Source organism: Wolbachia endosymbiont (group B) of Eupithecia inturbata (assembly GCF_964030915.1).
GTDB lineage: Bacteria > Pseudomonadota > Alphaproteobacteria > Rickettsiales > Anaplasmataceae > Wolbachia.
On record NZ_OZ034987.1, the window covers coordinates 307,437 to 322,783 of the forward strand.

At 33.6% G+C, this 15,347-nt stretch carries 10 protein-coding genes, 1 other RNA gene and 1 pseudogene; 5 read left to right on the forward strand and 7 right to left on the reverse strand.

Annotated features, from left to right (window positions below):
* Window position 1: 1 nt before the first annotated feature.
* From ACQH21_RS01515 to ACQH21_RS01545, 7 genes and pseudogenes are all read right to left on the reverse strand, one after another.
* Window positions 2-514, reverse strand: coding sequence for an invasion associated locus B family protein (locus tag ACQH21_RS01515; RefSeq protein ID WP_064085618.1), 513 nt, complete (start codon window positions 512-514; stop codon window positions 2-4).
* A complete protein-coding gene (locus ACQH21_RS01520; protein ID WP_264686809.1) occupies window positions 507-1,400 on the reverse strand; it encodes an RNA polymerase factor sigma-32 in 894 nt (297 codons plus the stop codon). The genes ACQH21_RS01515 and ACQH21_RS01520 overlap by 8 nt, the downstream gene beginning before the upstream one ends.
* A gap of 283 nt (window positions 1,401-1,683) precedes the next feature.
* Window positions 1,684-2,367, reverse strand: a complete 684-nt coding sequence (locus tag ACQH21_RS01525) for a P44/Msp2 family outer membrane protein (RefSeq protein ID WP_425384349.1) — start codon at window positions 2,365-2,367, stop codon at window positions 1,684-1,686.
* Between the two features lie 336 nt (window positions 2,368-2,703).
* Entirely contained in the window at window positions 2,704-3,018 is a 315-nt protein-coding gene (locus ACQH21_RS01530; protein WP_006013488.1) for a YbaB/EbfC family nucleoid-associated protein, read from the reverse strand.
* A gap of 21 nt (window positions 3,019-3,039) precedes the next feature.
* Entirely contained in the window at window positions 3,040-4,623 is a 1,584-nt protein-coding gene (dnaX, locus tag ACQH21_RS01535; protein WP_425384350.1) for a DNA polymerase III subunit gamma/tau, read from the reverse strand.
* A 16-nt stretch (window positions 4,624-4,639) separates the two neighbouring features.
* Window positions 4,640-4,738: signal recognition particle sRNA small type (ffs, locus tag ACQH21_RS01540), an RNA gene on the reverse strand.
* A gap of 184 nt (window positions 4,739-4,922) precedes the next feature.
* Window positions 4,923-5,839: pseudogene (locus ACQH21_RS01545) on the reverse strand (transposase).
* A 670-nt stretch (window positions 5,840-6,509) separates the two neighbouring features.
* Between ACQH21_RS01545 and ACQH21_RS01550 the strand changes: the two are divergent.
* From ACQH21_RS01550 to ACQH21_RS01570, 5 genes are all read left to right on the forward strand, one after another.
* Window positions 6,510-7,904: an ankyrin repeat domain-containing protein gene (locus ACQH21_RS01550; protein WP_425384351.1), complete on the forward strand. Its 1,395-nt coding sequence runs from the start codon at window positions 6,510-6,512 to the stop codon at window positions 7,902-7,904.
* A 133-nt stretch (window positions 7,905-8,037) separates the two neighbouring features.
* Entirely contained in the window at window positions 8,038-8,637 is a 600-nt protein-coding gene (gene recR / locus ACQH21_RS01555; RefSeq protein WP_425384539.1) for a recombination mediator RecR, read from the forward strand.
* A gap of 3 nt (window positions 8,638-8,640) precedes the next feature.
* Window positions 8,641-9,861 carry a KAP family P-loop NTPase fold protein gene (locus ACQH21_RS01560; protein WP_425384352.1) on the forward strand — a complete coding sequence of 407 codons (1,221 nt, stop codon included), beginning with the start codon at window positions 8,641-8,643 and terminating at the stop codon, window positions 9,859-9,861.
* A gap of 158 nt (window positions 9,862-10,019) precedes the next feature.
* Complete coding sequence (gene htpG / locus ACQH21_RS01565) at window positions 10,020-11,924, forward strand: molecular chaperone HtpG (protein WP_010403187.1); 1,905 nt, start codon at window positions 10,020-10,022, stop codon at window positions 11,922-11,924.
* 38 nt (window positions 11,925-11,962) lie between these two features.
* Window positions 11,963-15,253, forward strand: a complete 3,291-nt coding sequence (locus ACQH21_RS01570) for an ankyrin repeat domain-containing protein (RefSeq protein ID WP_425384353.1) — start codon at window positions 11,963-11,965, stop codon at window positions 15,251-15,253.
* Window positions 15,254-15,347 lie beyond the last annotated feature (94 nt).

Below are 15,347 nucleotides of genomic sequence, written 5' to 3' on the forward strand. Positions count from 1 at the left end.
TTTAGTGATCAATAATTTGCTTTGTATGGCATAAGTCATGCATTTTTTGGTACGCTTTTTGAAAGCCAAGCAAGGAATAAGTATCATCAACATTTGCTGTTTTTACTTTTCCATTAACTACCATTGATAATCCCTGCTTCATTTTGAGAATCAAATCTTGGTCCATTTTTGTATCATCTGTCCACGCAAGACTTCCCTGTATTATTGGCAATTGATATTTAATTTTTTTATCGATATTGAGAACTACAGGCTCATTATTATACTGAAAGCCAGAAGTGACGCTCACCTCATCTGCTTTTTTATCAACGTAACTGACCATTACATACGGCTTGCGGTCAGCTGTATAATGTTCACTTTTTTTCTTAGGATGAGATACAATGTAACACACTTTTTCACCATCTTCCAATGCAGTGTACACAAGCCAATCTTTATATTTTTCCTTCAGTTGTACGTTACTAACCGATGCAAGAGTACCTATTGAAAAAAGTATTAGAAATACAAAAAGACTACGCATGTAAACCAAGTTTCAAACTCTCTGATTTTACATGTTGTTTTACCTTACTCATTGCTTGCTTAGCCAATTGTCTTATTCTTTCTCTTGAAACACAATATTTTTTGCTAAGCTCATCCAAAGTCTGAGTACTTTCAGATAAATATCTGCTAATGAAAATGTCTCTTGATCTTTCATTAAGACTTGCCAGCGCATTGCTTAAAATTGTTTCTTTTAATGCCTTTTCTTCATGATTCTGGTAAGCTACTTCTTGACTAACTAAATTACACGGAATCATATCTTGTAACTCCTTTTTAGAGTCATCACCTATTTTTATACAATTATTTAACGACTGATCCTTACAAGCCAGACGATAGCTCATCTGTACAACATCTTCTTCAGATACAGAAAGCTCATTTGATATTGCTTTTATTTCTTCTTTACTCAAAGTTTCTCTGTTTGTGTATTGTAAAATTCTTTTTTTTATTTTACGTAAACTAAAAAACAATCTCCTTTGTGCTTGCGTTGTACCTATTTTTACAAGTGACCAAGATTTTAATATAAAGTCTTTCATTGAAGCTTCAATCCACCATACTGCATAAGTTGAAAAACGAAATCCCAAGTCAGGATTGAACTTTTTCACTGCATGCATTAAACCCATATTTCCTTCCATGACCAGGTCCATCAACAATAGACCGTAATTCTTAAATTTCATTGCAATTTTTACTACCAAATTCAAATGGCTAGTAATCAACCTGTGAGCAGAAGAAATATCCTGGTATTCTTGCCAATTTTTTGCTAATCGCACTTCCTCTTCTTGGGAAAGCATAGGAAATTTTCGCACTTCAGCAATATATTGCATGAGATTAGTGCTACTATTAACACATAAATTTGCTACTGGGGTCAACATAATAACTTAAATTAAAACTCTGTACATATAATATATTGATTTTCAGTGAAAAATTCAAGCTTTAATTAAAAAAGCATAACTTTATATCTAGTTGAGATCTTAACAACAGCTACCTAAATGTAGAATTAAAATTGCCAGCGTGTAACGATAAAAACTACATTAAATAAATAATGTGTTATTCCAGTGCTCAAACACTGGAATTCACATTTCTTTTTTCTAGATCCCAGTGTCATGCTACTTGAATGACAAGAAAAACCCACTGGGATAATAAGACAAAGATAGACTAGAAATTAAACGCTACTCCAGCTTCTGCACCAACAGTGCTGTAAACAACATTTTTGATACCAGTATCATCCTTAGCTGCCTTATCAAAACTAGCACCATAAGAACCGAAGTAACGAGCTCCAGCAAAGAGTTTGATTTCTGGAGTTACATCATAGCTAACACCAGCTTTTGCTTGATAAGCAAAACCAAATCCTTTTTGATCTTTAACTGCATCAGCTTTTGAAGGATTGCTGATATATGCTGCACCAACACCAACACCAACGTATGGAGTGATAGGCATATCTTCAATCGCTATATCGTAATAAACGTTAACCAATCCTGAAAATGCTGTTAAACTGTCTGCAACATTTGTTTCAGAAGTATTTACTACAGCTGTATCTTTAGCCAATTGTGAGTAAAGCCCTTCAACATCAACTCTAATGTCATCCATTTTATAACCAAATGCACCACCACCAGCTATAAAAGATCTTGTTAAGGGACTATCCTTTTCTTTACCTGTTGCATTTGTAATACCATCAACTTTTGTATAAAAAGGTAAAATTTCACCGTTGTATTGTAAACGAACGTAGTAGCTAGTTTCTTCATCACTTATTGGACCAATAGGGTCTGATGAAAAAGCAGAGTTTGATAGGCTTAGCAACGTCACTAAAGCAGCTGCCGAAAAAAACTTTTTATAATGCATAATTGCCCTCGTTAAAAAAATTAAAATTCCACTTTAGCAGTCTAAATAATAACTAAAGTTAAGTCAAGTGCTAACTTAATAACACAAAACCTTCTGTATCTTAACTAACTTTTAGGAAAATACAAAGATTTTATTAATTAATAAATAGAGTTACTCTACTTTTTTTACTCTTGATCTTCTGACACCTATTTCACTAATGTCTTTTTATCTTCTGATCTGCATTCATCATTGTGAATTGCTGCATATTCATGCAGTAATATGAATGTACTTCATGGGAGTACTAGTATAAAAGGAAAACACTTAGTTACTGCATTAAGGTAAACTTCAGTAGTAAATTTAAAAAGGAAGTTTAAATCCAGGTGGTAACCCCATCATACCTGCAAGATCAGAGGTTGCATTTGCCATATCTTCTTCTGCTTTTTTAATGGCATCATTAAACGCTGCTGTCACTAAATCTTCTACTATGTCTTTTTCTTCATTTCTCATAAGCTCTAAGTCTATGTTTACCTTTTTAGCTTTATAGCCACCTATTTTTATAACTTCCACTAATACAGAAACTTTGCCACCACCAGAAATACCTTGAAACTCTTTTCCAATATATTTTTCTTGGGCTTCCGCAAGCTTTTTTTGCATTTCTTGCGCTTGCTTCATTATTTGACTGAAATCCACAACCTACTCCTTATTTTCTATATTAACTACCTTTGCACCTTTAAACGTATTTAATATATCCTTAACTACAGGTGCATAATTTAAATTACTCACTTCCCTATTCATATAACTCGTATCAACTATAATAACCCACTCCTGATTAGTAGCTTGATTTAAGTAACTTTTCAAGTCATTACAAAAATTACTGTTCAAGTTAGATACAGCTTTTAATTTTAAATACCCAAATTTACAATCTATTAATTTTAGATTACTACACAGTTGTTTGTAAAGATAAATTTGGTTACTCCGCCTTAATAGTTGCAAAATCTTATCAAAATCGTAATTTTGTTGTTTATTTTTCACATGGATCCCAGTGTCACGCACTGGGATGACAGAGTGGGGTTTTTCCACATATTTTTTTGGATCCGAGTAGTCAGCTACTTGGATGACAGGGGGGGAAGGTGCAACAGGTCTGCCCTGTCTATTTCCTTGCTCTACATTCTGTGAAAGAATTTTTTTGATCACCTGTTCCGGAGAAGGCAAATCAGAAAGATAACAAAGGCTAATTAATATCATTTCAGCGGCAATTTCATTGCATGTTGAAACCTTTATATCTTGAATACCCTTAAGCAGCACCTTCCACAATCTCGAAAAAAATATTAAAGACTTTTTTGCACTCAAATCTTTTACTCTGCTCTTCTCATATTCTGTATCAATCTCTTTTGTAATTAAAAAACGGCATGTTAACTGGATTGTTTGCAGTAGATCTTCAAAAATATTGAGCGGATTTGCTGTTTTTACCACATTGTCGAATACTAACAAAGCCTTCTGTAAATCACTGTCTAATACTGCTTCCAGTAGATCAAATATAACGTTTCTATCTACTAGACCAAGTATGTCTGTAACACTTTGAGTGGATATTGTACCATCTTTGCTATATAGCACTGCTTGATTCATCAAAAATAAAGCATTACGCATTGAATTGCTACAGTGGTGCGCAATTAATTCCGATGCTTCTTTTTCAATAAAATAATTTTCTTTTTGTGCAATATCATTTAAACGCTCCATTATCTTAGCTGAAGGAATGTTATGTAAGTCAAACCTTTGACAACGTGCAATAACAGTTATTGGTATCTTTTTTATTTCTGTAGTTGCTAGAATAAACTTTACGCTAGATGGTGGTTCTTCTAGAGTTTTAAGTAATGCATTAAATGCATTACTGGATAACATGTGTACTTCATCTATAATGTAAACTTTAAATTTAGAACTTATTGGTAAATAGCAAATATCTCCCAAGATCGCTCTAACATCCTCAACACTAGTGTGACTTGCCGCATCGATTTCAACTACATCTGGATGGCTTGAATTTTTTATTGCCAGACAACTTGTACATGATCCACAAGGTTCAAAAGTTGGCCCCAATGAGCAGTTCAAACATAAAGCTATTATTCTTGCAGTGGTGGTTTTACCAATTCCACTGCTACCAGAAAGCAGTATAGATTGTGGAATTTTGTTGAGAATAAAAGCATTTTCTAGTATACGCACCAATATATCTTGACCTACTAAATCTTTAAAGCTACTAGGACGATATTTTAATGCTATGTTCATAGCCTAGAATAAAACAAATAGTACAAATAGGTATGCAACCCAAAAAGATTCTGATATGGTTGCTTCATTTCTGACCTGACCAAGTTACAGAATTTTTGCCTGCATACCTTATAAAAGGTTATACTTTTTTTTTTTTTTAGCAAGGTATATTCTATATTAGTCTTATAATTTATATGTTAGACCTTTTGCAACATTACTTTGGAGTAAACAGCTGTTACCTAAAATACTCTTCTTCTGTCATCCCAGTCTGGGATGGCTTTGTTGCATAGCACCTTAAGCAGTGATGGTTTACGACAAATTTATGTAATGATTTCAAATTTAGCCATACCAATATCAGTGAATTTATTAAGCAAATAGCATTTAGTTCTTTTTCTCGATTTATCTCAGATTTATTCCTAAAACTAAATCCGAATATTTGCTTTAATCTTGAGAAAAACCCTTTAATATAAGATCTTTTCCCATAATTTACTTCTTTTTCCATTCTTTCATGCCATCTTCACCGTATAATTTTATTAACCTAATAGCAGCATTTCTGTCAGACATATAATCTATTTTTGAATGTTCTGCTGCATCCTTTTTTGGTAGAACTTTTGTCTTTATATCGTATTTCTTACACAATTTATAAAGTTTTTGCCTATCGTATGCCCTATCTGCATATAATGCTTTTATTTTGTGCTGAAAATTAACTTCTTCAAGCAAATCGCAAGTGGTCAGAGTAGACGCCATTACTGTATCTTGCAGCTATAGCTTTTTTACTATTCACACTTAACATAACATGTAACTTTCTTACTTGCTCGTAGCTTCGGTACTTTCTATCTGCACTGTTTTCCTTACTGTGGCCAGGAGTGTTACTGTAAATTTGTGCTATCTATGATAATTTCAATATTTTCCATGTTGCTTTTATCAATCCTGCAATCATTTATCTTAATATTAAGTTTTTTTTGATGCTTGTGAATAGCTGCAAATCTCTTCCTATTTGTTGCAAATACCCTTTTATAAACCCGACTGTTTGTCTTAAACCAATTCTAAAGAAACTGACGATTATATGCACTAAAATCACAACTTTATCACTATAAATATAGTTGCCGCCCTGCATTTTTGGACTATTTTCATACCAATTTTCGATAGCTTCATCGATGTAACAAAAAATATTCCCCCTTTTTTCAAGGAATTTGTTATATTCGTTTTGGTTACTGACTTTCATTTTCTGTGGCATATTTTTTCTTCAACAGTTAAATGGCTGTTTTATAATGAATTTTGTCAGTAACTGCCAGTTCTTTTCACTTGAGCGATGCAACAAAGCCCACTGGGATCCAACTAAGTTGGTAAACACTTTACAACGTTTTTTGCACAAAAGGACTGGATTCTAGCGTCACGCGCTAGAATGACATCAACTTTTGAATTCCAGTTATGCAAGAAATCTATTCATTTGAAACTTGTTTGAGAAACGTAGCTATAAAAACCGCAGGTACCAGTTGGTTTTTATTAGCTAAAGTAAAGGTCAAATATCTGGAATTCTGGACATAAAATCCCCCTGTAAAAAAGATTAGAAAAAAATGCAGCGCACATATGACAGAAATTAAGTATACACTGAAGAGGATACGCTACATTTTTTATGAGTTTAATAAAAAAGGTCTGCAGACGGAGATAGATTTTTGAGCTCAATAAATATCTCTAATTGTAATTATAATTGGATTCAAAATACGCGGAAGTAATTTTTTTAGCTATAAAATAATTCTGTCTTGTAAAAGTTTAACAAGAGAACCAAAAAGTTAGTGTCATAAATATTTTTATCAAAAACTATTTTAAAAAAATTTAAATAGAGTTGAAAAATTTTAAAGATGAGATACCCTACCTGAAATGCAATCCCTGTAAAATAAAGAAATATGAAAGGTGAAATAAACACTGCAGCAAATTTTCAAGCAGAAGACCTTGAGTCTAAAAATGCTACAGATCTTGATTGTTTAGCTAACTCTCTAAATTCTTTGAATGCAAAGAGTGCTGAGATTAAAGATAAAAAGAACGATGTGCCTTTTTCCAGTAGAAGAAGCAGCTCGCATGTTTTAGAACTTTTTTCTAGTGAAAATGTTGAGATTAACATTCCAGATGAAACACCTTGTGCCACTCGGAGTGAATCAGGTATAGCTGAACTGTTTAGAGGTATAGCTGGGTTGTTTAAAGGCAGGGGTAGTATGAACATAAACCTTTATCAATCTAAAGTGAAACGTAGCTCTGCAATTGATTACAGTACTACAGAAAGTATAGGGTCACGGCTATTAAATATCTGTGAAGGAGAAGAAGAAGATATCTATTTTGACCAAGAGATTGATTCTCTATATAAAGAGGGCTGTTTGTATGATGCCTTATTGTTGTTGCAAGATAAGAAAAATCAGGACACACCTTTACATTTGGCCATAAAAAAAAATCGTGCTGATTTTGTAAAAAAGCTTTTGTCTATTCTTAAGGAACCATACTGTTCGAATGAGTTTTACAAGCACAAATATTTTGAACGTAAGCAAGAGAATGAAAAGCCGCTTTCTAAAGTTATTAATACTAAGAACAAAGACGAAAAAGATGTAATTACTCTGGCTATTGAAGGTAATAATTCAAAATGCGTTTCAGTTCTTTTCGACTACTTAACTCGTGAACATATTAACAGAAGGAAAGATGTTGAAAGTGAGTACACACCTCTACACGAAGCTGTGCTTCTTGGCAAGAATGAAGTAATCAAAGAGCTTCTAAAATCAAGAGATATAGATACTGAATTTATGGATAAGGAATCTTACAAAGCATATAATTATGCTAATAACAAAGAGGCAATAGAATTGTTTATTAAGCACTATAGTAGTAAAATTAGTGAGTTGCGTATAAAATTAGAAGATAATAATAAAAAACTAGCGCGAATTAAGTGCGTCCTAAACAAAACAAAACTTACTTGCGTATGCTTAGCAGCCTTCGGCTCTTGTTTTAGAATGTATAAAAATTCTCATGACATAATAAATGAAGAAGTGAGTGAAGATATGTTATATTATTCTCTTGAATTGCTCTCCAACACTACAGGTCTAATATTATTTTTTAATTATTTGATCGATACAATACTTTCCAAGTATGAAGAAAAAAATTCTAGTTTGAATAAAGAATCGGACAGTTATGTGGAAGAAAGAAATATGTTGAAAAATAAATTACGTCATTTTCAAAAAAGAAGTACCGTAGTAACTACGCAAATGTGTGAGATAATTTCAGTTATACCTGAATCAGAGTTAGGTTACAGTAGATTGTGATTACATTAATTTTTTCAAGACAGTTCTAAAAAAAAGTGGGAAATCTTTTTCATAGCCAATCAAACTAAGCTTTCTTTACGAAAGGTTTGATGTTATCATTTTATAAACTATATCCTGAATTTGTTAAATGAACATTAATATAAAGAATTTAGTTCATGCTTTTTCTAAATTGCCAAGTTTAGGTCCATCATCATCACGAAGGTTAGTTATACATTTGCTCCAAAATAAAGAGAAAGTCATGCTACCGCTTGCATCTTTGATTAGAGAGCTAGCGGATCTTATAATAGAGTGCAAAATTTGTGGAAACCTAGATACTAAATCGCCGTGTTCTATTTGTACTAACCCAAAGCGTGACACCAAGTTAATGTGTGTAGTAGAAGAATTGGGTGATCTATGGGCATTTGAAAAAGGGAATATATATTCAGGTATGTATCATGTTTTGGGTGGAAGGCTATCAGCAATAAATGGCATAGGTCCAAAAGAACTGAATCTTGATAACATTCCCAAAAAAGTTACAGAATTTAAAATTGAAGAGGTCATTATTGCAATCAATCCGACATTAGAAGGCCAAGTTACTGCGCAATATATAATTGAATTGCTAAAGAATTCGAATGTAAAAATATCGCGCCTTGCTTGTGGTATACCGATAGGTGGAGAAATTGACTACCTAGATGAAGGGACTCTGAAGATAGCGCTTACGTCAAGACAAGAGTATGAGTTAAATATAAAGTAAGGTATGTGCTTAAAAAAACTTACATCGCTAATAACCTTCAGAAAAAAAGAAGAGAAACAATTGCCTAAGGTAATAAATTGGGAAGGTGATTGCTTGGGTTATAAGCAAATTGCAAGTAAATTTAGTTCTATAATCAAGACAATCGATAAGTCTTTTTCAATCGTATCCTTAGAAGGATATGATAAGTGGGGTAAGACATTTTTTTTGAAAGAATGGGTAAAGGATCTAGAGCAGCAAAATGAAATTGCAGCTTATTACAGCGCATGGGATATTAGTGCGCTAGATCAACCATTGCCTTCTTTTTTGCATTTCTTGTTTGAGGATCTATTCGCATCATACAAAGTAAAAAGGAGTGTTATACAGCAGTTCAAAAACATAAACCAAGAACTATTTTCTCTCAATACATTAGGAAAGCTGATCAGTAAATCTCCACTTGCTATGCTTTCAGTATTTCTCGATGCTGCAAAAGAGGCTGATAAGAAAGACATTGGTTTTGTCTTGGGTGAATTAAATCTTCTCCAAAGGAGAAAAGAGAACATTAGAGACTTTAAGATACAACTAGCAGATGTGGTTAATAAAATCAGGAAAGACAAAAACATTTATATAATGGTCGATGATCTTGATATATGTCGCCCTAAATTCATTGTCGATTTTTTAGAATCCATAAAGTACATGCTTGATGTCGAGGGACTGGTTTTCATTATCTCTGTTAGTCAAGATAAGAGTAATGTGCAAAGAGCAATTAGCACAATACTTGGACCAAATTTTAGCCTAAAATCTTTTACTGATCTCTCTTTGCATTTGCCAAAACAGCCAACAGAGCAGTTTATAAGAAAACTGTTTGAAAGTTCTGAATTACCGAAAAAATCAAAGAGCTTAATTATAGATAGCTTTATATTTTATGCAGAAAGCTTCTCATTATCACTGCAGGCAATACAATACTGTATAAGGAGAATAAAGCTATGTTTTTTGAACCATGCAAAAGAAGAATTACTTGATCCGAATTTATTTACATTTTTAGTAATACTACAGTCAGTAAACACTGATTTGTACGAGGAATTATATTCATCACCTCAGAAAGTACTGGAGAAGATTGAGAGTGATTTAATGCCAAATGGTCAAGAAGAATGGAAAAAGCTTAAAATCTCTCTTGAGACTACTTTAAAAAAAAAAGAATCAAAGACTAACAAATCTTTGAAGCAAATAAGAGATATTATATTCTAGCACTTTCTTCTTAATTTGCATGACACAATGGTTGTACTTATTCCAGTTTAGCATTGGAACCATAAGTTGGCCCACATAAATTTTAGCATGTGTGACCTTGAAAGATCGCAGTGCAATACTTAAATTATTAGAGTAGTAGGCTAATAATGGAGCTCAAAATGCACAACATACAAGAAACTGAAAGTTTAAAATTTGACGCTGAAGTAGGCAAAGTACTAAATATAGTAATTCATTCACTTTATACTAATAAGGATATTTTCTTGCGTGAGTTAATATCAAATGCATCAGATGCATGTGATAAATTGCGCTATGAATCACAATTAAATGCTGATTTATTAGATTCAAGTGATGAGTTGAAGATTACTATTAGCTCCAGTAAAGATAAGAATGAGCTGTATATAACCGACAATGGAATTGGCATGAACAGGCAAGATTTAATAGATAATCTTGGCACGATTGCAAGTTCTGGTACGCAAAAATTCTTGGATGCAATTAAGAATAATAAAGATTCGAGCCAAGCTGTAGAGCTGATTGGAAAGTTTGGTGTTGGTTTTTATTCAAGCTTCATGGTTGCTTCAGAAGTTATAGTAGAATCAAGGAAAGCCGGAGAAGAAGAGTCTTGGGTGTGGAAATCTAAAGGAGATGGAGAGTATTCAATCAGCAAATTAGATGGTCAAATCTCTCGTGGCACAAAAATTACGCTTATCATGCGTCCTGAAGAAAGCGAATTTTTAGACAAATTCCGTATTGAAAACATCGTTACTACTTACTCTGACCACATAAATTTTCCCGTTGAGTTTGTAAATGAAGAAGGAAAAAGTGAAAAATTAAATAGCAAAGCTGCAATTTGGACTAAGCCAAAAAATGACGTTACTCCAGAAGAGCACAACGACTTCTTCCGTGGTGTTGCACATGTGGGCGGTGAGCCTTGGATGATATTTCATAATAAAAATGAAGGTGCAATAGAGTATACGAACTTGCTTTATGTTCCTTCTATCAAGCCTTTTGATTTATTTCATCCAGATAGACGCTGCTCTGTAAAATTGTATGTAAATAAAGTGTTTATCACTGAAGATAATGTGCAGATTATACCGCAGTACTTGCGTTTTTTGAAAGGTGTGGTTGATTCACCGGATTTGCCTCTCAATATCAGCAGAGAAACACTGCAAAATAATCGTGTAGTTGAGCAGATTAGGAAATCTTTAACTAAGCGCATAATATCAGAGCTCGGCAAAAAAGCAAAAGAGAATTTAGAGGAATATACAAAATTCTGGGGCAATTTTGGTGCGGTGTTAAAAGAAGGTCTTTGCGAAGCTATGCCAACTGATGAAAGAGAAGCATTGCTTTCCATTTGCAGATTTCATAGCACCAGTGATGGTAAGCTAGTTAGCATTGATGATTATATAAGCAGAATGAAGCCTGAACAGGAACATATCTACTATCTCACAGGTAATAGTCTCGATTCAGTGAAAAACAGTCCACAACTTGAAGGATTTGTCAGTAAGGGATTGGAGGTGCTTCTATTTGTTGATCCAGTTGATGATTTCTGGACTAGCGTAATTCATGAATATAAAGATCAAAAATTTAAGTCTGTAACTCGTGCAGATGTTGATTTAGAAAAATTCTCTTCAGAAGAAGGTAAGAAAGATGAAGAAAATAAATCAGATGAAAACAAAAGCGAAGAAAACGCGGATTCTATACTTGAATACTTCACCAAGGTTCTTGGAAGCTTAGTAAAAAGTGTAAAGATCTCTAAGAAATTAACCGATAGTCCTGTGTGTCTAGCAGTTGATGAAGGAACTATGGATCTCCGTATGGAGCGTTTTTTACGTGAACAGAAGCAGCTAAATTACCGCACGCCAAAAGTACTTGAAATTAACATTAAGCATCCTTTGATAAGAAACATAATGGAATCTCACGCTGAAAATGGTGAAAATCCAACACTTGGAGATATGATTTACTTATTGTTCTATCAAGCTTGTATAGTGGAAGGTGAAGAGATGGAAGACGTAAGTCTATTTGCTAAAAGGCTCAATAACTTGCTTGGCAAAATTTCTATTTAATGCTATACTTAGTTTAGCTAATAATTAGGGGGTAAAACATGGGGTGGAATTTACTTGGTGGGCTCATGCCGCCAGCAGTAGATACTGCAGAAGAAAGGGAGCGTCGCCATTCCAGAGATTCAGGTGCTGAAGAAGAATTTGAAGTTTTAGAACAAGAAGAAATTAAGGAGCATCGTCATTCTGGAGATTCAGGCAATTGTTCAGAGGTTGAGGAAGGACAAAATACTAACAGAGCAATTGAATTGGAATTTCAGCTAACACAATCTTTGCTAAGTCAAGTAAAGGCAGGTGAGAATAATAGGAATGCAAATTCTGGCAAGCAAGCACAACTTGATTTGGAAAGAATGGATTTTGTAATTAATGGGCAAACAATAAGCAAAGCGTATGTTCACGAGTCATATTGCCAGCACAATCACTTAATTTCGAGTGAAAATGCAAATTACCGCCTGTTTGCTAAGCAAGTTTTCACAGAAATGTTTAAATATGCTAAGGCAGAAACTCCAAATGACAATATATTAGAAGAGTTAATTACTAATTGCAATCAGGCTGGGTATGATGGCTCTTTGTTAATGCAGCTCTCTCCTATATTCTCTAAGCATAAACTAAGCTTGCCTCATGCCAACGATAGAAAGATAAGTATTGTATATAATAGCCAAGGTTCTCTCAATATTCAGTATTGTCCAAGTATGCCTGTTAGAGAACTTGATACGAATAAGGAAATATGCAGGGTTGATGCTATTTTAGAGTTCACCCTTAAGTTTCGAGATAGTAAGGTAGAGTATGAAAACGGCAAAGTAACATTTGCCATTCCTGAACAATTAGAGAATTACAAAGCTGATGGCAAAAGTTTGTTAGATGAAATAAATAGGCATTTCGAAGATGAGGATAATAGAATTACAGAGACTCTTGAGAAAAATATGAATGAAGGACCTAAGTCATTTGCTGCTGAAGACTTGTCTATTACTGAGAGTTCATCTGATAGTAGTGAAGTAGCAAACAAAGTAGTTACTGATCCAGGCATTTTAGGTAATGTTGCGAATGTATTGGTAGGTGTTGCAGAAGTTACAGCAGTTGTAGCAACAGAGTTATTTTGGCCTCAAGATCAGGTTAATATAGAACCAAGGCATAATGAAGAAGAATTTACCATTATCCCTAAAAATTTAACCTTTGATGGATTAATAGACGTTATAAATAAAGCAAAAAATTATGGTGATTACGCAAGTTTAGATAAAACTATAAATAATATAGAGGAAAGCGATAGATTTATTACTGATTTGAATTGTGGTAATTTGAAGGATTTTTGCTCTCAACAGCTTAATTTGACTGATCATACGCACAATGTGCTGTTGAATAATAGTTATGATGAAACAAATGGTTATTATAATCATTCAGTAAAAGAGCTTTCACTACTAGCCATTGCAGCTAATGATACGCTTGTGGAAAGATATGCAGAAACGCATAAAAGTATATTATTTACGCAAGATGAAGGGCTCGATAGGCTACTTATTGGTGTTGGTGGACAATGCTATATTAAGTTTTTATTAGAGCATTTGGATAAGCCGAATCATACTATGTTTTTGGATGGTATATGTAAAAAACTTGAAAGGGCATCTTTTGTTGGTAATCAAAAATGCGTAGAAGTGATACTAAATAGGTTTAAGAATACTGAGGCTGAAGGTAGAATTATTTTTTCATCTAAACTTTTGCACTATGCTATACACTTAGCTCCTGAAAGTAAAGCGGCAGAGGTAATTGTTAATCGTAAAGTTGTTGATATTAATAGTATAGATAATTCTGGAATTGCACCTTTGCATTATGCTGTAGCACGTGATAATTTTAAACTAATAAGCTTACTTATTGAAAATGGTGCTAATGTTGATGTTCAAGATGAGAGGCATGGCAGAACAGCTTTACATTGGGCTGCTTACCATGATAAATTTGAAATAGTAAAATTACTTGTAAACAAGGGAGCTGATTGGAACATTAAAGATAGAGATGGCAAAACAGCTTTAGATCTGGTAGGAACGAAAAGTTTATATTTGGTAAGGGAAGAAAACAGGGAAAAATCTTCTAGTGAATCAAAAATCACAAAATTTCTTGAAGGTTTAGATGATAAAACACCTTTGCATTTAAATATTAAAAAAGATCCAGAATCCAAAAATATTGATAATCAACGGCCACAAAGGAGTATTGTTGATAAAGAAGAAAATATTATGAATAATAAAAAGGTTTCAATAGAAGAAACTATAGATAATAATAATTATAGGAGGGGTAAAATGCCTAAAAATATAGAAGAGAAATTGTCTAATGCTATCTTCGCTCTTAATTATGAAGAAGTAATGTCTTTAGTGGAAAAGGTAAGGAAAGAGGACAATAGTGTAGACATAAAGCAAATCTTGAATAAAGCCTTAGAAGACGCTAATAAGACGGAAGTTGGTAAGAAAGATAAAGAATCTAAAAGCAAGCTCGCAAAAATTAAAATATTTCTTGAAAAAGAGCTTGAGAACATCGCTGCTGCATCACCAGTGAGCGATGATGTGAAAACTACCGCAAGTAGTAAAAAAGCTCCTGTGGTGGAGTCTGAAGGAAGTGAATCAAATTTAGCATCGTCGAGTTCTGAAGATGATGATTTTTCTAAACTTGAAAGTGACGATTCTCCTAGAATTTCTTCAGATTCTCCTTCGTTTGATATTATTTATGAAACAGAAGTACCTGAAACTGCAGCAGAAATGCCTTCAATGGTCACTGAGGGAAAGTCTGATGATCTAAATGACGAAAAAGATGATCAGCAAAATCTTACAATACCTACAGCTGTAGATCAGGGTACATCGCCTATTCCCGAAAGTCAATTTGGTACTGCACACAATGAAGAAGATTTTACTGTTCTACCTCAATCATCATCATTAGGTTTTGCAAATGAAAGTGTTAATACCGTAATATCAATTGATAATAACAGAAAAGAGCAAACTTCTAATAAACCCGCCAAGCATGTAGAACAAGTTGCTAACGAAAATATACAACCAAAATCAGTAGCTAATAAGCAAGCTAGTAATAGCAACAAAATTTACACAAAAGAGAATAGCGTTAAATGGCCTACTGTGGCTACATGGATGTTTGCAGTAACTGGAGTACTTTCATTAGCTGCTGCACCAGTTGCATATTTTGTTCTCGGTACTAGTTTGCTGGTAGCAGGAGTAGCGGCAGGCATTGGAGCTTTCTGTATAGTTGCTGCTATAGCTGTACATTATTATAATAAGGCACCTTCAGGTCCACTTAAAGGACCAGATGTTGAGGAGGTTGTTCGTAATTCTGCTGTAGAAGCAAGTTAAGAAATAGTAGTCTATCATTTAATAATTTATTATAATTATATTGATTGTTAATAGATAAAAACTTGGTAGACTACGAAGAGATGCTTGCTAAGTT

Coding starts and splice junctions, on each gene's coding strand:
- ACQH21_RS01515 (WP_064085618.1), bottom strand. CDS start 514: ATGCGTAGTCTTTTTGTATTTCTAATACTTTTTTCAATAGGTACTCTT.
- ACQH21_RS01520 (WP_264686809.1), bottom strand. CDS start 1,400: ATGTTGACCCCAGTAGCAAATTTATGTGTTAATAGTAGCACTAATCTC.
- ACQH21_RS01525 (WP_425384349.1), bottom strand. CDS start 2,367: ATGCATTATAAAAAGTTTTTTTCGGCAGCTGCTTTAGTGACGTTGCTA.
- ACQH21_RS01530 (WP_006013488.1), bottom strand. CDS start 3,018: ATGAAGCAAGCGCAAGAAATGCAAAAAAAGCTTGCGGAAGCCCAAGAA.
- dnaX (WP_425384350.1), bottom strand. CDS start 4,623: ATGAACATAGCATTAAAATATCGTCCTAGTAGCTTTAAAGATTTAGTA.
- ACQH21_RS01550 (WP_425384351.1), top strand. CDS start 6,510: ATGAAAGGTGAAATAAACACTGCAGCAAATTTTCAAGCAGAAGACCTT.
- ACQH21_RS01560 (WP_425384352.1), top strand. CDS start 8,641: ATGTGCTTAAAAAAACTTACATCGCTAATAACCTTCAGAAAAAAAGAA.
- htpG (WP_010403187.1), top strand. CDS start 10,020: ATGCACAACATACAAGAAACTGAAAGTTTAAAATTTGACGCTGAAGTA.
- ACQH21_RS01570 (WP_425384353.1), top strand. CDS start 11,963: ATGGGGTGGAATTTACTTGGTGGGCTCATGCCGCCAGCAGTAGATACT.